The organism is Mycobacterium xenopi (genome assembly GCF_009936235.1).
Classification (GTDB): domain Bacteria; phylum Actinomycetota; class Actinomycetes; order Mycobacteriales; family Mycobacteriaceae; genus Mycobacterium; species Mycobacterium xenopi.
In genome coordinates, this window is the sequence record NZ_AP022314.1 from 2,671,129 (window position 1) to 2,691,904 (window position 20,776).

General features: G+C 65.9%; 12 protein-coding genes, 2 pseudogenes and 2 riboswitches. Of the genes and pseudogenes, 1 reads left to right on the top strand and 13 read right to left on the bottom strand.

The window, feature by feature from the left end:
• Positions 1-635: 635 nt before the first annotated feature.
• The 7 genes from MYXE_RS12500 to MYXE_RS12530 are packed head-to-tail and all read right to left on the bottom strand — an operon-like array spanning position 636 to position 6,386.
• Entirely contained in the window at positions 636-2,303 is a 1,668-nt protein-coding gene (locus MYXE_RS12500; protein WP_085196265.1) for an Nramp family divalent metal transporter, read from the bottom strand.
• A 2-nt stretch (positions 2,304-2,305) separates the two neighbouring features.
• A complete protein-coding gene (locus MYXE_RS12505) occupies positions 2,306-3,649 on the bottom strand; it encodes a magnesium transporter MgtE N-terminal domain-containing protein (RefSeq protein ID WP_415624488.1) in 1,344 nt (447 codons plus the stop codon).
• Positions 3,650-3,706: 57 nt separating this feature from the next.
• A complete protein-coding gene (locus MYXE_RS12510; RefSeq protein WP_003918926.1) occupies positions 3,707-3,991 on the bottom strand; it encodes a WXG100 family type VII secretion target in 285 nt (94 codons plus the stop codon).
• A 44-nt stretch (positions 3,992-4,035) separates the two neighbouring features.
• On the bottom strand, positions 4,036-4,446 hold the full coding sequence (locus tag MYXE_RS12515) for a hypothetical protein (RefSeq protein ID WP_003919039.1): 411 nt from the start codon (positions 4,444-4,446) through the stop codon (positions 4,036-4,038).
• 34 nt (positions 4,447-4,480) lie between these two features.
• The gene (locus MYXE_RS12520) at positions 4,481-4,777 is read right to left on the bottom strand and encodes a WXG100 family type VII secretion target (protein WP_085196267.1); all 297 of its coding nucleotides are present in this window, start codon (positions 4,775-4,777) and stop codon (positions 4,481-4,483) included.
• A gap of 43 nt (positions 4,778-4,820) precedes the next feature.
• Complete coding sequence (locus MYXE_RS12525; protein WP_085196269.1) at positions 4,821-6,071, bottom strand: PPE family protein; 1,251 nt, start codon at positions 6,069-6,071, stop codon at positions 4,821-4,823.
• A 15-nt stretch (positions 6,072-6,086) separates the two neighbouring features.
• On the bottom strand, positions 6,087-6,386 hold the full coding sequence (locus MYXE_RS12530) for a PE family protein (RefSeq protein ID WP_003920668.1): 300 nt from the start codon (positions 6,384-6,386) through the stop codon (positions 6,087-6,089).
• A 293-nt stretch (positions 6,387-6,679) separates the two neighbouring features.
• A riboswitch (M-box (ykoK) riboswitch) is annotated at positions 6,680-6,853 on the bottom strand.
• 278 nt (positions 6,854-7,131) lie between these two features.
• Positions 7,132-7,305: riboswitch (M-box (ykoK) riboswitch) on the top strand.
• Positions 7,306-7,637: 332 nt separating this feature from the next.
• On the opposite strand from MYXE_RS12530, the gene MYXE_RS12535 reads away from it, so the two are divergent.
• Positions 7,638-9,434 carry an NRAMP family divalent metal transporter gene (locus MYXE_RS12535; protein ID WP_003920667.1) on the top strand — a complete coding sequence of 599 codons (1,797 nt, stop codon included), beginning with the start codon at positions 7,638-7,640 and terminating at the stop codon, positions 9,432-9,434.
• Here MYXE_RS12535 and MYXE_RS12540 read toward each other — a convergent pair.
• The 6 genes and pseudogenes from MYXE_RS12540 to eccD all read right to left on the bottom strand — a co-directional run bounded on the left by MYXE_RS12540 (position 9,374) and on the right by eccD (position 20,774).
• On the bottom strand, positions 9,374-13,852 hold the full coding sequence (locus tag MYXE_RS12540; RefSeq protein WP_085196292.1) for a cation-translocating P-type ATPase: 4,479 nt from the start codon (positions 13,850-13,852) through the stop codon (positions 9,374-9,376). The genes MYXE_RS12535 and MYXE_RS12540 overlap by 61 nt on opposite strands.
• Positions 13,853-13,912: 60 nt before the next feature.
• Positions 13,913-14,314 carry a hypothetical protein gene (locus tag MYXE_RS12545; protein ID WP_003920665.1) on the bottom strand — a complete coding sequence of 134 codons (402 nt, stop codon included), beginning with the start codon at positions 14,312-14,314 and terminating at the stop codon, positions 13,913-13,915.
• 187 nt (positions 14,315-14,501) lie between these two features.
• Entirely contained in the window at positions 14,502-16,334 is a 1,833-nt protein-coding gene (gene eccA, locus MYXE_RS12550) for a type VII secretion AAA-ATPase EccA (protein WP_085196271.1), read from the bottom strand.
• Positions 16,331-17,532, bottom strand: a pseudogene (gene eccE, locus MYXE_RS12555) (type VII secretion protein EccE). The gene eccA and the pseudogene eccE overlap by 4 nt, the downstream one beginning before the upstream one ends.
• Positions 17,529-19,288 (bottom strand): annotated as a pseudogene (gene mycP, locus MYXE_RS12560) (type VII secretion-associated serine protease mycosin). The pseudogenes eccE and mycP overlap by 4 nt, the downstream one beginning before the upstream one ends.
• On the bottom strand, positions 19,266-20,774 hold the full coding sequence (gene eccD, locus MYXE_RS12565) for a type VII secretion integral membrane protein EccD (RefSeq protein ID WP_085196275.1): 1,509 nt from the start codon (positions 20,772-20,774) through the stop codon (positions 19,266-19,268). Before eccD ends, mycP begins: the two are co-directional and overlap by 23 nt.
• Positions 20,775-20,776: the final 2 nt, after the last annotated feature.

Consider the following 20,776-nt stretch of genomic DNA (forward strand, 5'->3'; position numbering starts at 1 on the left):
CGCCACATTTACAGCCATCATGCTGCGTGGAATTTGTTCGCGATTCGTTCCGTGCAGGTAATCGCCCCGTAAACCAGTGATCACCGCTGTCGGCGGTGAGTTGACGAAAGTTCCTTCCGTGCATGAATTTCCGCACAGTAAGCGACGTCACAACCAGATGAAGCTGCGACCTTGAAGCAATTAGGTAAAACCGAACTAATTCGGCTGTAACATGGCGGCCGCCTGCGGATACCTGGGATCCCCTGGTTCACCACTGCCGACGTGGTCCACATTGCACATAACTCTGCCCCGAAGGATAGCCGGTGGCGCTTAGTGTTTCGTCAGGGTAAACGGCGTGCGGGAATTTAACACCCGGGCCGGCCACGTGTTGTCGCCATCGGCTTGCTCCTCTCTATGCCACGCGGTTGGCACCATCTGCCAACCGGCAGCTAATAGTCGATGCCGTCCTCTAATACCGGGCAGACTATCCGGGCATGGCTGCGATCGAGCTGGCTTGGGGCTGAGTATCAGCTGGGAGACTTCACCGTCGAGCGCCCGGCCAACGACTCAGGTCAAGCCCCGGGCAAGCACGTTCGACGGTGAGGCGGCCGTAACGTGATCTTTACGTTCGACCCCAAGGCTTTTCGTGCGCGGTGTCAGGCGCTACCGAGTTGGACAGCTTTGACCACGAGCAATATCGCTCCGACGATGAGATAGCCACGCAGAGCCAGCATTCCCAAACGCGTTCCGGCAGACCATTGAACCGGCTCCAGCAAGGTCAGCGGTGGCATCCGCCATGTGGATCGGTCGGTTTCGGCCAATGCACGGGAGAAGTCTTCTGGCAAGCATGGTTTCGGCCACCGGCGGCCAATCCACCTCAGCCCACCGAAGGTGATCGCAACGCATGTCGCGAGCCCGAAGGCGAGATCGTCAGCGATGGAAACGATGTCGAAGTCGGGGAACACAGTGGTCACCATCAATATTCCTGACAACAGCAACAGCACGCCGACAATCACGCCGGCAACGGCGTTGAGCCAGGGCCGATTAACCCATGGACCCAGCACTTCCCGGTCGTTGCAGAGCAGCAGCAGAAAGACGGTTGCACTGGGTAGCAGCAACCCGGCCAACGCTTGGACGCCGGTGGTGATCAATCCCAACGGGGCGCCTGGGGTAAGCACGATCACCGCCGCGACCACGACCATCCCCGCGTAGGAGAGGTAAAACGGTTTGGCCTCAGCGAAACCGCGGTGCAGGGAATGCTTGAGCCCGAACACGTCCCCGAACGCATAACTGGTGGCCAGCGTCACGGCCGCAGCGCCGATGATCGAACCATCGAGTAACACGATCGAAAACACCGCACCCAGCGTTGGGTTGTGTTGGCCAAGCAAATGTGCGAGCACACCGGCGTCGACGAATTGCCCGTGGCTGCCGGTGGCACGTGCGGCCCAGTCGCCGGTCATCATCAGTGCCACCGCTCCGATCACCACGACGAAGGCGCCCAGCGTGGTGTCTGCCCGCTCATAGCCGATAAAGCGCGGCGTGATCCGCTTGTCGACGACGTTGGACTGCTGGAAGAACAGCTGCCACGGGGCAACCGTGGTGCCGACGATGGCGATGATCAAAAGCACCGCCTCCGAGGAGGCTCCGCCGGCGATACCAGGAACCACGAAGGACTTCGCCGCACGGCCCCAGTCCGGGTGGGACATCAACACCATGGGAATTTGCAGCAGGGTGATCACGATGAACACGAGCATCGCGCGTTCCCAACGCCGGAAGCTGCCGGTGACCATGATGGCGATCAGTGCTATCGCAGCAAAAGGCACAGCCACGTATCGGGGAATGCCCATGTAGTCAGCGGCCAGAGTGATGCCGATGAATTCGGTGACGAGAGTGAGGAAGTTCAACAGGAACAGGTCACCGACTGAAAACCAGCCCCAGCCGCGGCCAAACCGCTCGTTGATCAACCGCGCGTGCCCAACCCCGGTGACGGCACCCAAACGTACCACCATCTCCTGGTTGACGATCAGCACCGGGATCAACAGCAAAAGGACCCAAAGCATGCTGTAGCCGTAGTTTTGTCCGGCCTGCACGTAGGTCGCAATACCTCCGGCGTCGTTGTCGCCGACCATGACGATCAACCCAGGTCCGATGATCGCCAACATGGTGGCCAAGCGGACTTTTAAAGTACGCGGCCGGTCGGTGTCGCTGACGCGGATTCGGCCCAGGGCACCTTCGATGTCACCGACGTGGGCGCTGTCGAGCACCGCGGTCAGTGTTGGTGACTCCAGCCTCGTATCGACGATGTCGCGGTCCAGAATGGTCATGGCTAGTCACCGCCCTCGTCGATCTCGCTGGGATCCTCTGTCGCGCAGCTTGGTTCGCGCATCCGGCGTGGGCCGGGTTCTCGCCGTCGCCAGTCGTCGGGAATTGACGCCTTGAGCACGTCATCGACAGTGACGACGCCCAACACCCGGTTTTCGTCGTCGATGACGGGAATGGTATGCAGGTCGTAGTCCGCCATCAGCACCGCGACATCGGCCAGGTCGGCATCCGGGGTTACCCGGATAGGATCCGAATCCATCAGTGTCGCAACTGCTTCTGCGGGCTCTGCCTGCAGCAACTTCACAACCGATACCACGCCGGCCAGCCGCCCATGTTCATCGAGGACATGCAACTGCAAAAGCGCTTCCGGCTGGAGGGACTGGGCGCAACCGATGACGGCCAGCGCCTCGCCCGCGGTGGCCCATAGTCCGCAGGAAACGATGTCGACGTTCATCAGTCCACCTGCGCTGTTGGGGTTGAACCCCAGAAGGGTGATCACCTTGGTGCGCTGCGGCGCGGGCATCAAGTCGAGTACCCGGCGACGGCGGCACTGGCGGAGGTCGATGATCGCGTCGGCCGCGTCGTCGGCGCGCATCCGGCTGAGCAAGGCCGCGACGTGGGCGTCGGGCATGTCATCGAGCAACCGACTGGCCTTGTCGGGATCAAGTTCCTCGAAAACGTCGGCCTGCAGTTCTGGGTTGCTGCGTACTCGGTCCAGGATTTCTCCGCCCTCGGCGGCGTCGGCCACTTCGAGCAGGTCGGCGATTTGCGCGGGTCTGAGCGCTGCTACCCGCCCGGAAACGCGTCGCACCGCCATCGACTGGTCGTGTCCGATCAACGGCTCGAACGCCTTCCAGTCACGGGACGCCTGCCCGCCCGGTGTCTTCAGCAGTCCGAACAGACGCGGCGGTCGCCGGGTATCCAGTCGTCTCAATACCCACCCATCTGGGCTGTGCTCAAGTTCGACGTCGTAGGCGCGCACCAATTCACCTGCTGCAACGTCGATCAGGCGATACCCGAGTACATCCGAACGCAACAGCACCTCACCTTGCCGGCGCTCGAACCGTCGCAAGTCAATCTCGTTATGTGCCAGGCCTACCCGATCTGGATGCAGCCGCCGAATTGAGCCGCTGTGAACAAATACCCGCCGACCACCGAGGGCGGCCACGATGCCGGTCACCAGGGGGTAAGTATCCGTACCGCGCAACCGCACGATGATGTCGTCGACCCTGCCCACCGATTCGCCCGACGGCATCACCACCGGGGCACGTAGCAACTGAGACAGGTGAACCACTGACGTTGCGGTCTGGACGTCAACGGGCTCGGCGGCTGGTTTGCTCATGGCTATCCCTTCTCAACGCAGGTCGCCAAGCAGCAACAACAGTTGCTGCGCTGGGTAATTCGGTTAGGCCCAGCTGGAGCCGACGGCGCTGTCGGTGCTGGCCATGTTGCTGCTGGCGGTTTGCACCTTTTGGCCGTGGGCGTTGGCCTGCTCGTAGATCACCTGGAAGTTGCGGCCCAGCTCGGTGATGAACTGTTGGCACGCCGTCGACCCGGCGCCACCCCAGAAGTCACCGGCGGCCAGCACATCACGGATGATCGCCTGATGCTCGGCCTCCAACGCCGCCGCCTGCGCCCGAATCGTGGCACCGTGAGCGTCAACGTCGCCGAATTGGTAGTTGATGGTCATTGTTTGCTCCTAACTCGAGAAATGTTGCATTGCAGCATGCTTGGCTACGCGATGTGCCGCTTGGCCCGGTGAGTCCGGGGCCGCTGTCCTTCGGGCGCAGGCCGGCCTCGCTCTGCGTGAAGGGACAGATGCCGCAGCGCTTTGTCTTCCAGCCGTGCGCGGTAGTACGCCCAGGGCAGCCGGCGTTCGATCGGAGTCCCGACCATTTGTCCGAGAAGGTGATTGGCTTCCCGTGCTCGGTACAGCGCCGTTTGGACGCGTGCCACGCCGAATGCGTCGGCCTGGTTGAGCGAAAGCCGGGCCAGCGCCTCCAGCGCTTCGTTCAGCGCCGCGTTGATGTCTCCGCAGGCCTTGTGCACCTGCCGCTCCATGTTGGGCGGGTTCGTCACGCGCCGCTCCCTGGGGCGGGCGGCGCTGTGGGAGGCCACGTCGGTGAGCGGGTGATTGATCGTCATGATCTCTCTCCTAACGTGAGAAGCCTTGTAGCTGTTAGGTGCTCAGGATTTGCTGGGACGCCTGCTCCTGGGCCTCGTAGTTGTTGGCGTCGCGGATCAGCCCGTCACGCACCCCGTGCAGCATGTTGACGATGTTGCGAAACGCCTGATTCATCTGGCTCATCGTGTCGTAGGAGGTGGCCTGCGCAGACCCACTCCAGCCGGCACCGGCAATGTTGACCGACGACGCCCACATCTTGCGGGCCTCGTCCTCCACGGTCTGGGCGTGCACGTCGAACCGGCCCGCCATCGCCCGCATCTGGTCGGGATCGGTCATAAACCGAGTTGGCATCTGAATATCTCCTGTCTTGCGATGGGTTATGACTGTCTTGCCTCTATCCCGCGGCGGGCGAACGTGTCACCACCGTGGGACGGAAGCCGTATTTCGGTGCAGCGGAGCCGGTGCCGTTGCCGGCTGCGTTGGCCAGCGGCATGCCCGGCATTCCTGCCGCGACGGCCGGTGGGGTGGCAAGCGGGGTATTGCCCAGCGCCGCGCCCAGACCATTTATCGGCGGGGCCGCCGCAGTCCAGCTTGGCGGCACGGACAACGGTCCGATCGAAGCCCCCTGCCCTAACGCAGCTGACACCCCACTGCCCAAACTCCCAAGTCCGCCAACGCTTCCCAGCGAGCCGAGCGGAGCCGCCGCTGCCGCTCCGCCTAGCGCCTCGGACGCGGCGCCGCCCAATGCGTCTTCCGCAGCGGCAGCTGATCCACCGCCGGCACTCATCAGGCTTGTGAAGGCGCCCAGCGTGTTGCTGGGCATGTAGAACCCGGACGAAAAGATCGTGTTCCAGATGTTGGCGTTGGGTCCCCACTCGTTCCAGAAGTTGTCCAGCGCGGAGTTCCCGGATCCCTGCCCGGTCAGCAGGCCCAGGATTCCGCCCAGCCCCGACGAGGATGACGAGGTCGATGCACCGGGTGACGCCAGGTTCTGCAGTGCCGTCGGCACGGCAGAAGTCAGCTGCGCCAAGGTCGACTGCGTGCTTGTGCCCGCCACGGAGCCGGTGGCCTGGCTAACCGCGGCCGACTGAGCAGCCAGCGCGCCGGGGTTGGTGTTCTGCGCAGGCACGCTAAACGGGGTCAACTGGGTGGCGGCCGCCGACGCGCCCGCATAGCCATACATCGCGGCCGCGTCCTGGGCCCACATCTCGGCGTAATGCGCCTCGGTGGCCGCGATCGCCGGAGTGTTTTGCCCCAGAAAATTGGTGGCCACCAGCGCGGCCAGCTGAGCCCGGTTGGCCGCGATCACCGGCGGAGGCACCGTGGCGGCAAACGCGGCCTCGTAGGCGCCCGCTGCCGCGGTGGCTTGCATCGCAGTCTGCTCGGCCTGCCCGGCAGTGGTGTCCATCCACGCCACATAAGGTGCGGCCGCGGCGGCCATCGATACCGACGCAGGACCCTGCCACCCGCCGCTGGTCAACGCCGAGATCACCGAGCCGTAAGAAGCTGCGGTTGAACGCAGTTCAGCTGCCAACGCGTTCCAGGCCGCGGCAGCGGCCAACATCGGACCGGCTCCGGGGCCGGAATACATTCTTGCCGAGTTGATTTCGGGCGGGAACAGACCGAAATCCATTGCCAAGGCCATCACAACACACCTCTTTCACCCCGTCGCGATGGTGTTGGCGGCCTCAGTCTCCGCGTACGAAGCGGCGCTGGCCCCCAAAACCCGCACAAAGAAGTCATGAACTGCTGCGGCCTGAGCGCTGACCGCCTGATACATCTGTGCATGCGCTGCGAATTGCGTTGCAGTCAGCGCTGATACCTCGTCTGCCGCGGCGGGAATCACACTGGTGGTGGGGACCGCGGCGGCCGCGTTCTGGGCAACCATCGTCGCGCCAATCCCTTGGAGGTCGCCGGCGGCGGTGGCCAGCAGTTCCGGCTGTGTGGTCACAAAAGACATGGGGATTCTCCTCACGCAGGCAAAACGGAACCCAAAGACGGTGGGCAGTCGTGTCAGAGCACGTCAACATCACGCACGCTCGCGGGCGAAGCGGTGCGTGTTAGGTGAAGCGGCGCAAGCCGATTCAGGCGGTACGAAGAATGCCGGGGTCGGATCCGAACGAAACGGTCACCGAACTCGGATATGGACTATCACTAGGACTCATTTCGCTCTCACCTCCTCACGGCCAGGGCACACGGGGGTGCCGTCACGTCGCACAATGGGGTGAGGCCGACCCGGCGAAAGTGCCGGGCGCGGCACCCCTCTCGTCAGAGCTTTGGCACTGCACGGCGTATCCGGCATTTTGTCCGGAAGCCACTTGGGCTCAACCCTTAAGCCGGGAGGAGCTGTCCTGACCCTGGGCGTCTTTCGACGTTCGGGGTCAGTGGCCTTTGTCCGTGCAGACGCCTCACCTAGCGAGGTGCTTGCACCGGCAATCGTGGCACTTAATGCGGCGCCAGTCAACCCGGACGCGGTTGAATGTTGCAATCTGACCGGACCGCCACCCTGAGCTGGGAGGCGGCGAGACTTCGAGGTCCGGCTTCTCGTGGTCCCGGCCTCAGGCGCCGACGTATCGACCCTGCGCTTAGCCCTGCTGCAGCGACCGAGCCGCGTCATCATTCCACGCACCTCGGCGGGCTGGCGCGCTACCGAATTTCGGCCGAACGCTTGACGAGCACTGGTTGAGAAGACCACCATGAACACGCAAGCACCTCGCTAGGTGAGGCGTCTGCACGGACAAAGGCCACTGACCCCGAACGTCGAAAGACGCCCAGGGTCAGGACAGCTCCTCCCGGCTTAAGGGTTGAGCCCAAGTGGCTTCCGGACAAAATGCCGGATACGCCGTGCAGTGCCAAAGCCCTGTCGAGAGGGGTGCCACGTCCGGCGTGTGTTCGCCGGGCGCTCGATTCCCCTGCGGTGCTGCGATCGGGTGACACCCGCGCGTGTCTCGGCCGTAAGGAGGTGAGGACGCAAATGAATCCAAGCGATAGCCCGTATCGGTATTCGGCGTCTGTTTCACCCAGATCCGGCCGCGGCAGTTCCGCTATTGCCTGAGCCTGGCATTCGCTGACGCTGAATTCGACCATGCCGACCGCTTTGCGGTGCGGGATAGCCCGCTGCGACTGCGAGCAGGCCATCGTTTTACCGAAATGCGTTGAGTTGTCTTGTCTTCCACAACGCCCCTGTTCTCGAACATATTGCGAGGAGCCGATGACTTCCCTGTCCACTGAGGTACACGGACGTGTCGACAGACCGCCAGCCGCCGATGCCGCGATAGTCCAGACCGCATCTGACGGAACGCCGCGGGCAATCGCCGACGCGGCCAGGCCCGCCGTGGTGGATGCAGCCCACGTTGGTGACATCGTCGGCGCCTTTGGCCGTATTCGCCGGGACGCCACGGGAATGGGCCGCAGCCGCTGGCAACGACTGCGGGCGCTGCTTGTCATCATCGGCCCGGGACTGATTGTGATGGTTGGTGACAACGATGCCGGCGGCGTCGCCACCTACGCCCAGGCCGGGCAGAACTACGGCATGAACCTGTTGTGGACGCTGGTGTTGATGATCCCTGTGCTCTACGTGAACCAGGAAATGGTTCTGCGACTGGGAGCGGTTACCCGAGTTGGACACGCACGATTGATTTTTGCGCGCTTCGGCAAGTTCTGGGGCGCTTTCAGTGTCGGAGACTTACTCATTCTCAATGCGTTAACGATTGTCACCGAATTCATCGGAGTGTCGTTGGCGCTCGGATACCTAGGTTGCCCCAAGACGATCGCGATACCGGCGGCCGCGGTGCTGCTCTTCGGAGTGGTGGCTGGTGGTTCGTTCCGTCGTTGGGAGCAGCTGATGTTCGTGTTGATCGCGGCCAACGTTGTGATCATCCCGATGGCGTTGTTGGTGCATCCCAGCTTCGGTACCAGTGCCCGCGGCCTGATTCCCTCCCTGCCCGGCGAGCCCGACTCCATCGTGCTGATGCTGATCATGGCAATTGTCGGCACCACCGTGGCGCCGTGGCAGTTGTTTTTCCAGCAGTCCAACATCGTCGACAAGCGCATCACACCGCGCTGGATTCGTTACGGCAGAGCTGATCTGATCATCGGGATAGTCGGTGTGATCGGCGGTGCGGTGGGGCTGATGACAGCCGCCGCGTTCGGACTCGGTGGCACCCCAGCCGAAGGTAAGTTCACCGACGCCGGCGATGTCGCGTTTCATCTGTCCGACCACGTCGGGCACACCGTTGGCGTCCTGTTTGCAATCGTGTTGCTAGATGCATCGCTGATCGGCGCCAACGTGGTTGCGTTATCAACTACTTACGCGCTGGGCGATGCCCTGGGCAAGCCACATTCGTTGCACTGGAAGGTCACCGAGGCGCCGCTGTTTTACGGAATCTATGCCGCGTTGCTAGCGGTGTCCGCCGCGGTCGCGTTCAGCCCCGATCACGTCCTAGGCATCATCACTCAGGGGGTCCAAGCCCTCGCCGGGGTCCTGCTGCCGTCGGCCACCGTATTTCTGGTGCTGCTATGCAATGACCGCCCGGTGATGGGCCCGTGGGTGAACACATTCCGTCAGAACGCTATCGCATGGATGATCGTCTGGTCATTGATAGTGCTGTCGCTGATGCTGACGGCGGTGACGTTCTTCCCCAACCTGTCCACACCCACGCTGGTAAGCGGTTTGGTCATTGGTGCTGTGATAGGCATATTCGGCGCGGCGATTGTGTTCGCGGTCGGTTGGTATGCGGATCGCCGCGAGTTGGAAGACACTGTGCCGTTGGGCGCGCTGAGTCTCGACGAGTTGGAGGAGCTCGACGAGCTGTCGAAATTGACCGGCCGTGAACGTAAGGCGTTGCGCGACAAGATTCGCGCAAGCTGGACGACGCCGAGCTTGGCAACTCTGCCCAGACCGGTGATGTCGCCGGTGCGTCGTGCCGGGCTGTTCACGTTGCGCGGCTACCTTCTGCTTGCCGGCGTGCTGGTCGTCGTGAAGGTTCTCGAGGCTGGCCTAACCTGACGGTCGGCGCAGTCGAAATCCTCTGTCCGCCGGCCGTGATCACGTGACTGGTGGTCAGGCCACGAGTCGATCGCCGGTGGCTGCGAGTCCCGCCGACCAGCCGCCAGCCGAGTCACCGCAGCCATCGCGACGGTCGCGATGACAGCCGGCCCCAAACCTTGCGCCCAGCCGAGCGGACCCACGGGCGTGCAGCCGAGCAGCTGGCTGACCCCGGGAAGGCTGACCATCGCGATGAATGCGGCGAGCGAGCCGGTGGCGGTGAGCAGCACCAGCGGGGCGTGCGACTCCACCAGCGTCTGGCCAAGCTGCGTGGCCACCAACGCGATCAGCGCGACGGTGGAAGCGCGTTGCCGACGGCCGGTGAGCGCGGCCATCGCCCACGCGGCCGCCGCAGCCGTTGCGGTGGTCCCTCCGCGAATGCCGACGGCACGCCACAATGTCCGTTCGTCGGGGCCGCGGCCGGCGCGACGCACTGGCCCGCTGGGTATGCTGACGGCGAGAGCGGCGGCGGGTAAAGCGTCGGTGAAGACGTTCATGAGCAGCAACTGACGGGCGTTCAGCGGCGAGTTGCCGGTGAGCGCACTGCCGATGATCGCGAAGATCACCTGGCTGGCGTTGCCGCCGAGCAGCACCGAGACTGCCGCTTGCACCCGCCGCCACAACCGGCGTCCTTCCTCGACCGCGTGCAGCAGCGATTCGATGCGGCCGTCGGTCAACACCACGTCGGCCGCGGTGTGGGCCGGGTCGCTTCCATGTGCGACGACGCCGACACCGACGGTGGCGGCTCGGATCGCTGCGGCGTCGTTGGAGCCGTCGCCAACCATGGCGCATACCCGGCCGGTCCGTTCGAGAGTCTGGACGATCTGCACCTTGTTTTCCGGTGACATGCGCGCGAAGATCATCCGCTCGACTACGACCCGTTCTTGGTCTTTGCGCGACAACGCATTCCATTCGGATCCGGTGATCACATGCTCGGCGGTCGCCGGTAGGCCCAGCTCGTTGGCGATCGCTACAGCGGTGACCGGATGGTCGCCGGTGATCAGCCGGATGGCCACGCCCCGGTCGGCCAGCTCGGCGAGCAGCTGCGGTGCTTGCGCTCGCGGCGTGTCGGCAAGTCCGAGGAATCCCGTCAGCGACAGTCCCTTACCGCACAATTCGACCATGCGCTCGGGGTCTTGTCGTACCGACTGCAGCTGGTGTGCCGTCAACCGGCGCCGGGCCACCGTGATTACCCGCAACCCCTCGGCAGCCAGCTCGTGCACGGTGCGGCCTGCATCCACGCCAACATCTCGGCAGGCCGCGAGCACCACTTCCGGTGCACCCTTGACAGTCAGCTCCGAACCCGACACCGAGGCCGAAAACGAGCGCCCGGAACGAAAAGGCAGATGGGTGTCCGGTTCGGCCGACGAATTTGAGCCGCCAACGCCTGCGGCGGCAGCGACGATGGCGCGGTCGGTGGCATGCGCGTGCGGGGCGCCGTTGGGCGCCGGCACGGCGAGCGCCGCACAACGCAACACGTCCTCGCGGGAGCAACCCGCGGCGGGCTTGACCCGTGCCACCCGCAGGCGGTTCTCGCTCAACGTTCCGGTCTTGTCGAAGCACACCACGTCGACGCGGCCCAGTGCTTCGACGGATCGCGGCACGCGCACGAGAGCGCCGAAATTGCTCAGCCGCCGTGCCGATGCCTGCTGCGCGAGTGTCGCCACCAACGGCATCCCCTCTGGAACAGCGGCCACCGCAACGGCGATCCCGCTGCCCAGCGCTTGGCGAAGGTTTCCGCGGCGCAGGAATCCAAGGGCGCTGATGAGCGCGCCCCCACTCGCGGTGACGGGGAATGCCCGTTTGGTCAACTGGCTGAGCTGGTGCTGCAGCCCGACGATCGGCAGCTCGCCGGAGGCCAGTTCTGCTGCGCGGCGTTGCTGCGTGTCCGCGCCGACCGCGGTCACCAGCGCGATTCCCCGCCCGGCCACGACGTGCGTGCCCGCATAGAGCATGCAGCGACGATCGGCCAGGTCCGCACCGGGTGTGGCGTCGGTCTGCTTCTGCACCGGCAGCGACTCACCCGTCAACGACGATTCGTCGACCTCGAGGTCCTCGTCCTCGACCACCCGAGCGTCGGCCGGCACCACTTCGTTGCTGCGCACCTCGATCAGGTCGCCGGGGCGCAGCCGCTCGGCGATGACTTGCGTGTACGACCGTGTGCCGTCCGGGCGGATTGCGACCTTGCGCGCCGGCGGGATCTGTTGAGCGAGTAGGTGGTTGAGCCGAGTCTCGGCCCGCAGCCGCTGGGCTGCCGCCAGCATCGAGTTTCCGGTCAGCACCGTACCGACCATCACCGCGTCGATCGGCGAACCCAGCATTGCGGTGGCCACCGAACCTAGCGCCAGTACCGGCGTCAACGGATCCGACAACTCTGCGCGTACGGCGTCGGCAAATTGCCAAAATGCCTTGGGAATTCGTGCGCCGAGGGTCACGGCACGGCCGGCCGCCGAAGCCGGCGACTCCGTGTCCGGGCCGGGTGGCGGCAGCACCCCGCGAACTTCCCGAACAGACATTGCGTGCCACTCGTACGCCGGCGCCGGTCGCGGCGGGACCGCGCGGGTCGCGCTGCGGGCGAGCAGGTATCCCGAGAGCAGCGCGGCAGCAGCCCCGATGGTGACCGGTCCGGGACCGCGCCCACGCACACCCGGCACCATCAACAGCGCGCCCAAAGCCGACGCCCCGGCGGAGATCGCGATGCCTCGCCGAGTCGCTTCCCTGGCCGCGGGCAGCGCTCGCAACACCTGCCACGCGCTGGCCAGATCGGGCAAGATCAGATCCGCGTCTGGCGCGATACCGCCGTTCGAGACGACTCCGAGCGCTACGTCGGCGAAGCAAAGAGCTTGGGCGCCAGCGCGTGACAGCACCGCGACGGTGTGGCCGGCCTGCTGCAACCTAACCACGGCGTCGGCAAGCGCTTCGTCGAGAGCGCCCTCGTGAACGGGTCTGATCTCGTCGAAAGCGGGCCGCAACTCCCCGAGGTAGTCAACGTCGACCGAGACCATCTTCGCCCCGGACCTGCGCGCTTCGGCCACCACGGCCGACGCCAGGGGATGATGCGAGGCCAAGATCAGCGCTTCCGCCGCACCATTGCGGTCGGTGCCGCGCGCGGGTATGCCGGGCAGCGCGTGCCAGCCCGGATCCAAGCCGGGTTGGTGAAGGAGGTGTTGGGCTCGCTGCCAGGCTGCGGTCAGCGCGCCATCGGGAACGCCGCGGACGCGCGTCACCCGCAAGTTTTCGCCACACAACACACGCGGATCGACGAGCAGGGCGTCGACCTTGTCGAGCCGACGCAAACTGTCCGGCCGCAACGGCAACACCGCGTGCTGGTCGGCCAACCCACGGCCCAGTGTCGCCGCGAACGATTCGCGTGCGGTGTACATGGCTCTGGGAGCGGCCGCGACCGCCGCGGTCGAGGCCGTGCCTGCGTTTCGGGTGAGCGCGCCGATCAGGCCGGTACCGACCGCTTGAACGAACGCAACACGCCTCGCGTGGCGTTCCGCTGGCCCGGCTGGTGGTCGCGCCGGACGCGATGGCCTGGGCACGGTTGGGCAATCCACGCACAGGGCCAGTCCCGGTTCGTGGCGGACCCATGCCCGCGCTTCAGCGCGGCCCTCCGCAGCCTTCATCACCTGCATCGTCAGCTCTACTGCCAATGACGGCGGCGACAACGTCACGACGTATGCGGCGGTGGTGGCCAGTGACATGACGGCGTCCGTCGCGGCCTGGCCGATCCGGTGTTCGAGCAGACCGCGAAGCCACGGCTGGTAGTTCGCGATCGCCGCGGCCGCCTCGACACCGATCGGTGCACGCGGCAGCCGCAGCATGCGACCCACCAGCGCGATGCCCAAGCCGACGACGTTGGCTCCTACCAGCACCGACCTACTCGCCTGTGACAGGGCATCACCCGGCAGGCTGGCGGCCGGAGCAGACCCGTCGCCGGTGTCGGCGTTGAGCGTGGCGCAGCGGGCTTCGGCGTCGTCCACGACGCAACACAGCTCACGCGGCGTCGTGCGGTCATCCTCAATCTCGACGACGACCCGCGACAGTGCCCGGTTCAGGCGCGCCGATGTGACGCCGGGGTGTGCTCGAAGGGACTCCAGCACAACGCGTTCGCGTTGCGCCCCACCGGGAGAGCTGAGCCCACGCACCTCGATCCACGCGCGGCCGTCCCCGCGCCAACAGCGGCGGGTCGGCGTTGTACCCGCCAGCACCTTGGCGCCTTCCCACATAGGGGCCCGAACAGGCGCCGTGGCGATCTCGAACGCCGCAGACCCCACCGCCCCCGCGATTTCTGCCACGGTCGTCGCCGTGTGCGTCAGTGCGCCGGCGAGCGCCGAAGTTGTCTGGATTCCCGTTGTGATCGCGTGCAGAGGCAAAAGCTTTGGCATAGGCATGGATTCGAAAGTGGGGTTGAGCGCAAGAAGAATGGACGGTTGCTAGCGTGGCTGGCTGTTACGCGGTCGCTGCGTTGACGTCCGTTTAGCCTGCGATGATCGCGGCGGCTTGGATTGCGTGCGGACGGCAGTCGCCGGTGTGGCCGGGGTCGTGCGCGGCCGGTTCATCTGCCGCAACAACAATGCACCGCCGCCGACCGCCAACACCAGCGGCCATTCCACGAGGCCGCTGGCGCCGAGGCCACCTAACGTCAAAACGGCCAGCGGCATCGCGTAACCGGTGGTGCCGGTGCCGCGCCGCACACCGGCCGCCGCTCCGGTCACGGCACCGACGACGCCGTTGACGGCAGCGCCGCCAACCGCGCCGGCGACTTTGGCGGTCGTCTCCGCTGCGCGACCCACGGTTCGACCTAGTGTGCGCACCGTGTTGTCGACGACACCCATGAACTATCTCCTTGCGGGTTATCGACTGCGCGATACCGACCCGACGGATTCCCGATCAGCGAAATCCGCTGGAACACCACCTTAGGATTCGGTAAACGAACATCGAACCCCACCGAGTGAACGCATAGAAAACACATATCGTCCGGCGCTGAGTGCATGCAGCGACACCGGAGCGGCGCAAGCGAAATCAGTCGGCCTTCTTCTCGGCGACCGCCGCGCTGAGCCCTTCGGCCAGATCTTCGCGAGTCAACTCCTTGAACCTGCGCAGCTGGTCCTCGCTGAACTCCTCGACGTCACCGGCCAGCACCGCGTCGAGGTCCTCGTCGTCGAGCCGGAAGCTGCGGTGGTCCCGCGCCTTTTCCACCACGTTGCGCACAAACCCGGCGTTGCCCAGCACGTCGATACCGCGGATCAAGTCGCCGTCCTCGGAGATGTTCTCCTCGAGATAGAACTTGGTGTAGGAGGGGCGCAACACCTCGACCGCGTCGTCGGTAACAACGTCTTCGTTTTCCCGGCCCATCAACTTGGTCAGCGCGATCAACTCGTCCGGGGTGTAGCTGTAGAACTCGATCACGGTCGAAAACCGCCGCCGCAGACCGGGATTGACCTCCAACATCCGTTCCATCGCCTTGGCGTAGCCGGCGCCGAACACCACCAGCTCGTCGCGGTGGTTCTCCATGTACAGCAGCACGGTGTTGATGATCGCGTTGCCGTACGGGTCTCCTTGGTGGTAGCCGCGCTCATGCAACGTGTGCATCTCATCGAAGAAGACCGCCCCGCCGAGCGCTTCTTCGAGCATCTCTTCGGTGTTTTTCTCCGCGTCGGCCATGTAGCGGCCCAGCAGCTTGGAACGGCTGGTTTCCACCACCATTGGTTTGCGCAGCACCCCGAGACCGCACAGCTGCTTGGTGAAAGCCCGTGCCACGGAGGTCTTTCCGGTGCCAGGCGGGCCCAACAACAGGGTGTGACGTGAGGTCACCGGCACCGGCAGCCCCATCTTGGCGCGGGCCAAGTTCACTTTCGTCGTGGATTTGATGAGCTTGATTTCGCGCTTGGCTTTCTCCATGCCGAGCATCGCGTTGAGCTCCGCGTCGCCTTCGGCCAGATACTTCTTGGCCATCTCGGCATGGCGTGCGGCCTCGGTCTGCTCGCGGGTCGGCGCGCTGTCGGGATCCCACGGGTCGGTGCGGGCCTCGATGGTCTCCGGGTCGGTGAGGACCAGGCGATAGTTGGGGTTGTCCAACGCTTCTCGGGCCGGGGCGAACTTGGCGTCACGCGAGTACACCCGCCGCAGCAGCTCGACGGCTTCGTCTTCGCGACCCAGATGCCGCAAACACATGCCTTTGGTGTACATCGCGACGTTGGCGGCCCCGGGCACCCGGTCGGCCTCGATGGCCTCGTCGGCGCGCCGGCAGGCCTCCTCGAACACCCCGAGTGAGGCCAGCGCGGTGGTCGCCATCGCGGCGCCTGCGGCTTTCAGCTCGGGTTGACGCCACGGGGTCGCCGGCGGGAACTGAGCCAGCACGTCGGGCCAGCGCTTGGTGCGGAAATGCAGCACGCCGCGCACATATCGCACCAATTCGGCGTCGAAGGGCTGGCGGGGCTGGGTTTCGTCGAGCAGCCGCGCGGCCTCGTCGTAGCGTCGGGCGTCGATGAGAGCTGCGGCGTACGCGGCGGCCAGCGAGTCCACGCTGGTGATCGCCAACCGCAGGAACAGCCCGTCGGAGACCTGGGGGCGAAACTCCAGGTCGGTCAGCCCCAGGCGGCGAATCTCCCAGCCGAATGTGTTGACCGCCGCCCAAGCGCTGGCCAGCACCTCGATGCTTTCATCACCGGCTAGCACGCGCGCCAGCCAGGCATCACACATGCCCGGATCGATCGTGGTGGCAGTGGTGAACATCTGCAACGCCACCTGGGGATTGTGGCTAGGCTGCAGTCCGCTGACGGAAATGCCGGACGCCAGCAGACCTGCCACCATCGCGTTGCGGGCGTCGGTGGCGGCAGCCTGCGAACTGCTCATCGGGCCGCCGCCGGGCTGGGTGACGGCGCCGGTGCCTGGCCCACCAGGACGGCGAGCTCTTCACCGTCATGCAACTCACGAGCGGGCACCACCAGCCGTGGGCGTCGCGTCGGAACCGGCATGCTGGCGCACACCGCGTCAAGCTGGCGACCGGTGAGCCGATTGAGCCCACCCCACACGCTTCGGCGAAGCCGACGGCTGCTGTGGTAGCGCACCCACGCCGACACCTCAACCCCGCCGTGGCGTGGCCTCAGCCGAACGGTCACCGCGGTGGCCTCCGTGTCCGGCAGCCACAGCCGCTCCAGCGTCTCCGAGGTGATGTCGCGTGGCGAGACCCAGAAACTGGTTACAAATTCCTTGTATCCTTCGGGCTGCTTGTATTTGAGGCGGCGTCGCCGCGGACGGACGTGGGCGGCTGCAGCCCGGCTAACACCGTGGCGTCCATGTCGTCGATCTCGCTGGAAGTCACGGGTCGCGCCGTCCAGCGCCGACCGTTGAGGTCATGGGCCAGCCGCTCGGTGGCGGCCGCCAGGGTGGCGGCCACCGAATCACGCGCCGCCACCGCGGCAACGTTGCGCTGCGGATCCATGCGCAACACCAGCCAGGTGTGATGCTCGTCCAGCGGCTGGCGAGCATCCACCGGCCCGGTGTCGTCAACGCCCACGTCCGAGACGTCGTCCCTGCCGGAAGTGCGGCGGGTGCCGACCGACACGATGTCGATTGCGTCGAGCCGCACGTCGAACTGCCGCAGCCGCGCTGCCACCGCCTCCACCGGCAACCACGCCGGTGCCGCGTCGCGGTTGCGGTGCCTACCCGACGGCGCTTCCTCATGCCCCTCCACTGTGACCACCGCCACCAGTTGGCCCTGGTATTCGCGGATACCGACCACATCGTGGCCGAAGCGACGCTGGTGGTCGAGGGCGGGCGTGCATCCCTCGGTCAGGGTCATCTCCGGGTCGACAAACCGGTCCAGCACCCGGGCAACCAGTGCGGAGGCGAGCGGGGTTCGCCGGTAAGTGACGACCGCGACGATCGTCACCAGCACTGCCACCCCGACACCCGTCCACCAGGCGATATGGTTGGCCTGCCACGCGTCCGGCAGATGGCTCACCAGCGCCAGCACCGCGACATCGATCAAGAACACGCCGGTGAGCCGCGGCCATGACAAGTCGAGTCCGAACCTGCGCTGCGCTCTCATGGCTGCCTCCCTTGTCGCCGCATCAACACCGCGCCACCGACCACCGCGCCAGCCACCAGCAAGGCGGCGGCCAACCCACCGGCAGCCACCCACACCGGCGTCATGTTGCGGGGCGGTGGCGGCGGGGGCGGATTCAGCGGTGCGGACAACCTCTCCGGCGGCTTCACCGGGCCGTCGGGCACATCCCAGGTCAGCGCCGCTACCGGGTCGACGATGCCATAGCCGACCTGGTTGTCCACGCCCCGGGCCGGTGCCCTGGCGGTCCGGATCAAACGGTTGATCACCTGATGCGCCGACAGCTGCGGATATTTGGCGCGAACCAATGCCGCCACCCCGGACACGATCGCCGTCGAAAAGCTGGTGCCCGACGGTACCAGCAGCGAATTCTCCGGCCCCTCAACCGCATTGACCAAGCCGTTGTCGCGGGGTGACAGGCCGACGATGTCGGTGCCCGGCGCCGCGATCGACACCCACGGCCCTGCCACGCTCATGTTGGCCATCGGCGCGCCGGAGGAGTCCACCGCGCCCACCGCCAACACGTAGTCGCTGAACCATGATGGCGTGACGACGGTGTTCACCCCATTCCAGTCACGAGGATCGTTGGGCTGCAACGGATCAAAGACCGGATTCTGCTTGCAGTCCTTTTTGCTGGTGTCGCCGGCGGCAGTGACGATGACGGCGTCTTTGTCGACCGCCGCGTAACGGACTGCGGCGCCGAGATCGGCTTGGTCCAGAACGTTACGCACGCTCATGCATGTCACGTCGGAGATGTTGATCACCGAGGCGCCCATGTTGGCGGCATGCACGATCGCGCGGGCCATGGTGCGAATGCCGTCGGATTTTTGTCGTGTCTGCGGGTCCTCGTCGCCCCCGAATGGCTCCTTGGCGGTGAACGCCTGGCTGGACTGGCGAATCGAAATCACCTCGACATCAGGGGCTATCCCGTTGAACGCATCGGGGGCCGCGGGCGGTGGTGGAGGCGGGGCCGGCTCGCGGGGTTGCGTGCGGTCCGCGACGACGATCCGCCGGCCGCCGGAATAGCTTGGCGCCGTTACGCTTCCATGCCCACGATTAACCGCGCCCGGTGCTTTCGGGGGTGGGGGCAGCCACGGCAACGCCGGCTGCTGAGCGGGAGCCTCCTCCGGAGGCGGGGCCGGCACCATGGTGATGGTCTGCGGCGGCGGCGGAGGTACCGACATGGTGATCGTCTGCGGCGGCGGAGGTGGTGGTGGCGGCTCGTTGGTGGGCACAGGCAGGGGCCGGCGGGCCGGCGCCTCGGCCGCCGCGCCGGTTGCCGGGGCCGCGGCAATCATCGACGCCACCATGGTGCCGTGGGCGTCGCAGTCGGATAACCCGTCACCTCCGGCCATCACATAGTCGCCACCCGGAGTCAGGTGCGGCAGCCGGGGGTGCGGTGTCACTCCGGTGTCGATGACGGCCACCTTGACGCCGCCGCCGCGGCCGAACTGCCACGCCTCGGGCAGGTTCAGCATGTCCATGTATTTCGGCTGCACCCGAAAGTCGCTGCCCGGCAACACCCCTACCTCGGTGCAGTAGGAGCTCTGCCGCATCGGTTGGGCAGGTCCCGGCGGACCGTCAGGCGGCAGCGCCCCCCGGATCGACCACGGGGGGGAGCGATCGCCGCGGCCGACGGTGATCCGGCCAGGGCACCCGTGGCCACCAGCAGCGTGGTTGCGGTTACCCCGACCGCTCGGCCACACCAGCGCCGACCCTTACCGGTAACGGATCGCTTCATAGACGTTCATCAGCCACAGCGCCAGCGGGAAAATCGGCATCAGGCACAGGTATTCGATCCACTCCACGATCTTGCGGAACAACGGGCTGTAGATGGTGTTCGGCACCACCGCCGCCGCGGTCAAACCGGCCGCGGGAAGCAACACGAGTACTGCCACGCCGGCCGAAAGCACGGCGGGTGACCCCGACACCAACACATACCGCACCGCGACGGCAGCGATAGTCAGTACCGCAGTCGCTGCCAGAGTTATTGCCTGCCAACGGTCTACATATGAGCGGCCGCGCAGGATCAGGAACCCGAACGTGAACGCGGCCAACAGCAGCGGCAGCCAGCGCCGCCCGGCGTGCGGATCACACAGGCCGGCAAGGCACACCACGGTCAGCACGCCGAGCCCGACCAGCAGCCCGGTCAAAAACGATCGGGCTCGCTCGGCGCGCAACAGCACATCGCGCACCGAGGCGGGGCCTTCCAAGGTGGGCTGCCCGCCACCGGAAACGACCACGGTGGTCGGCAGGTCTGGTCGCGCCTCGAACACCCACCGGCTGGTGGCCGACGGGAACACCGGCAGCCGGATCCCCGACAGCCAGCGCGACAGCGCCGGGGCGCCGTGGTACATCAGCACACAGGCCAGCAGCACGCAGGTCAGCAGCGTCACCGCGCTGGTCAGCAGCACCATCCGGGCAAGACCGGCGGCTGTCGCGGCGGCGCACAACGTCACCAGCGCCGTGTAGACACCCAATCGGCGGCCGGTGAACCGCATGACCAGCATCGCGGCGACACCGAACACCCCGAAGCCCAGCACCGCGTGCGGCGCGCCAACCGGTCCCGGGGCGGTGGCGGCGATCGCCACAGCCAGGGGCACCAGGCCGCTCAGCAGCAGGATGTCGCCGACCCGGCGATCCGGCACGGTTTTTGACCGGGCCAGGATCATCGTTGCCACCGTCAACACCAGCACCGCGATCACGGCCGCAAACGGTGCAGGCAGCCACGATTCGTGCTGCCAACGCCACCAGCCCAGCAGGGCACTGCCCAACAGCACACCGACCGCCACCATCGTGGCGCCGACCTGCACCGCAACCACCGGGTCGATCGGGGCGAAACGCTTGCTGAGGTTGGTTGCCACCGCCGTCGAGATGTGCTCGATCACCTCGGAACGGTGTTCGGTGTCTTCAAGGAATTTCAGCCACAACCGGTCGCCGTCGTAGACCTCTTGTTCGGTCAGCGACAGGTTTGGTCGCAATGGCGTGCCGTCGACCAGGCACAGCATCCAGCGGCCGCGACCCTTGGCCTCCAGCGGCGCTACCCCCAGCTCGCGCAAGCGGGTGTTGACCACCTTCAGCAACGGGTCGATCATCACCGATATCGGGGCGTGGGCGTCCAGCACCACGGCGATCTGCACATCGGCGGCCATGATGGCCACCACCGCCGCCTGAGGCGAGGCGATTGCTTCGGCGCCAGGCTGCGGCGCTTCAACTATCGCTGTCATCG

Coding starts and splice junctions, on each gene's coding strand:
- MYXE_RS12500 (WP_085196265.1), bottom strand. CDS start 2,303: ATGACCATTCTGGACCGCGACATCGTCGATACGAGGCTGGAGTCACCA.
- MYXE_RS12510 (WP_003918926.1), bottom strand. CDS start 3,991: ATGACCATCAACTACCAATTCGGCGACGTTGACGCTCACGGTGCCACG.
- MYXE_RS12515 (WP_003919039.1), bottom strand. CDS start 4,446: ATGACGATCAATCACCCGCTCACCGACGTGGCCTCCCACAGCGCCGCC.
- MYXE_RS12520 (WP_085196267.1), bottom strand. CDS start 4,777: ATGCCAACTCGGTTTATGACCGATCCCGACCAGATGCGGGCGATGGCG.
- MYXE_RS12525 (WP_085196269.1), bottom strand. CDS start 6,071: ATGGCCTTGGCAATGGATTTCGGTCTGTTCCCGCCCGAAATCAACTCG.
- MYXE_RS12530 (WP_003920668.1), bottom strand. CDS start 6,386: ATGTCTTTTGTGACCACACAGCCGGAACTGCTGGCCACCGCCGCCGGC.
- MYXE_RS12535 (WP_003920667.1), top strand. CDS start 7,638: ATGACTTCCCTGTCCACTGAGGTACACGGACGTGTCGACAGACCGCCA.
- MYXE_RS12545 (WP_003920665.1), bottom strand. CDS start 14,314: ATGGGTGTCGTCGACAACACGGTGCGCACACTAGGTCGAACCGTGGGT.
- eccA (WP_085196271.1), bottom strand. CDS start 16,334: ATGAGCAGTTCGCAGGCTGCCGCCACCGACGCCCGCAACGCGATGGTG.
- eccD (WP_085196275.1), bottom strand. CDS start 20,774: ATGACAGCGATAGTTGAAGCGCCGCAGCCTGGCGCCGAAGCAATCGCC.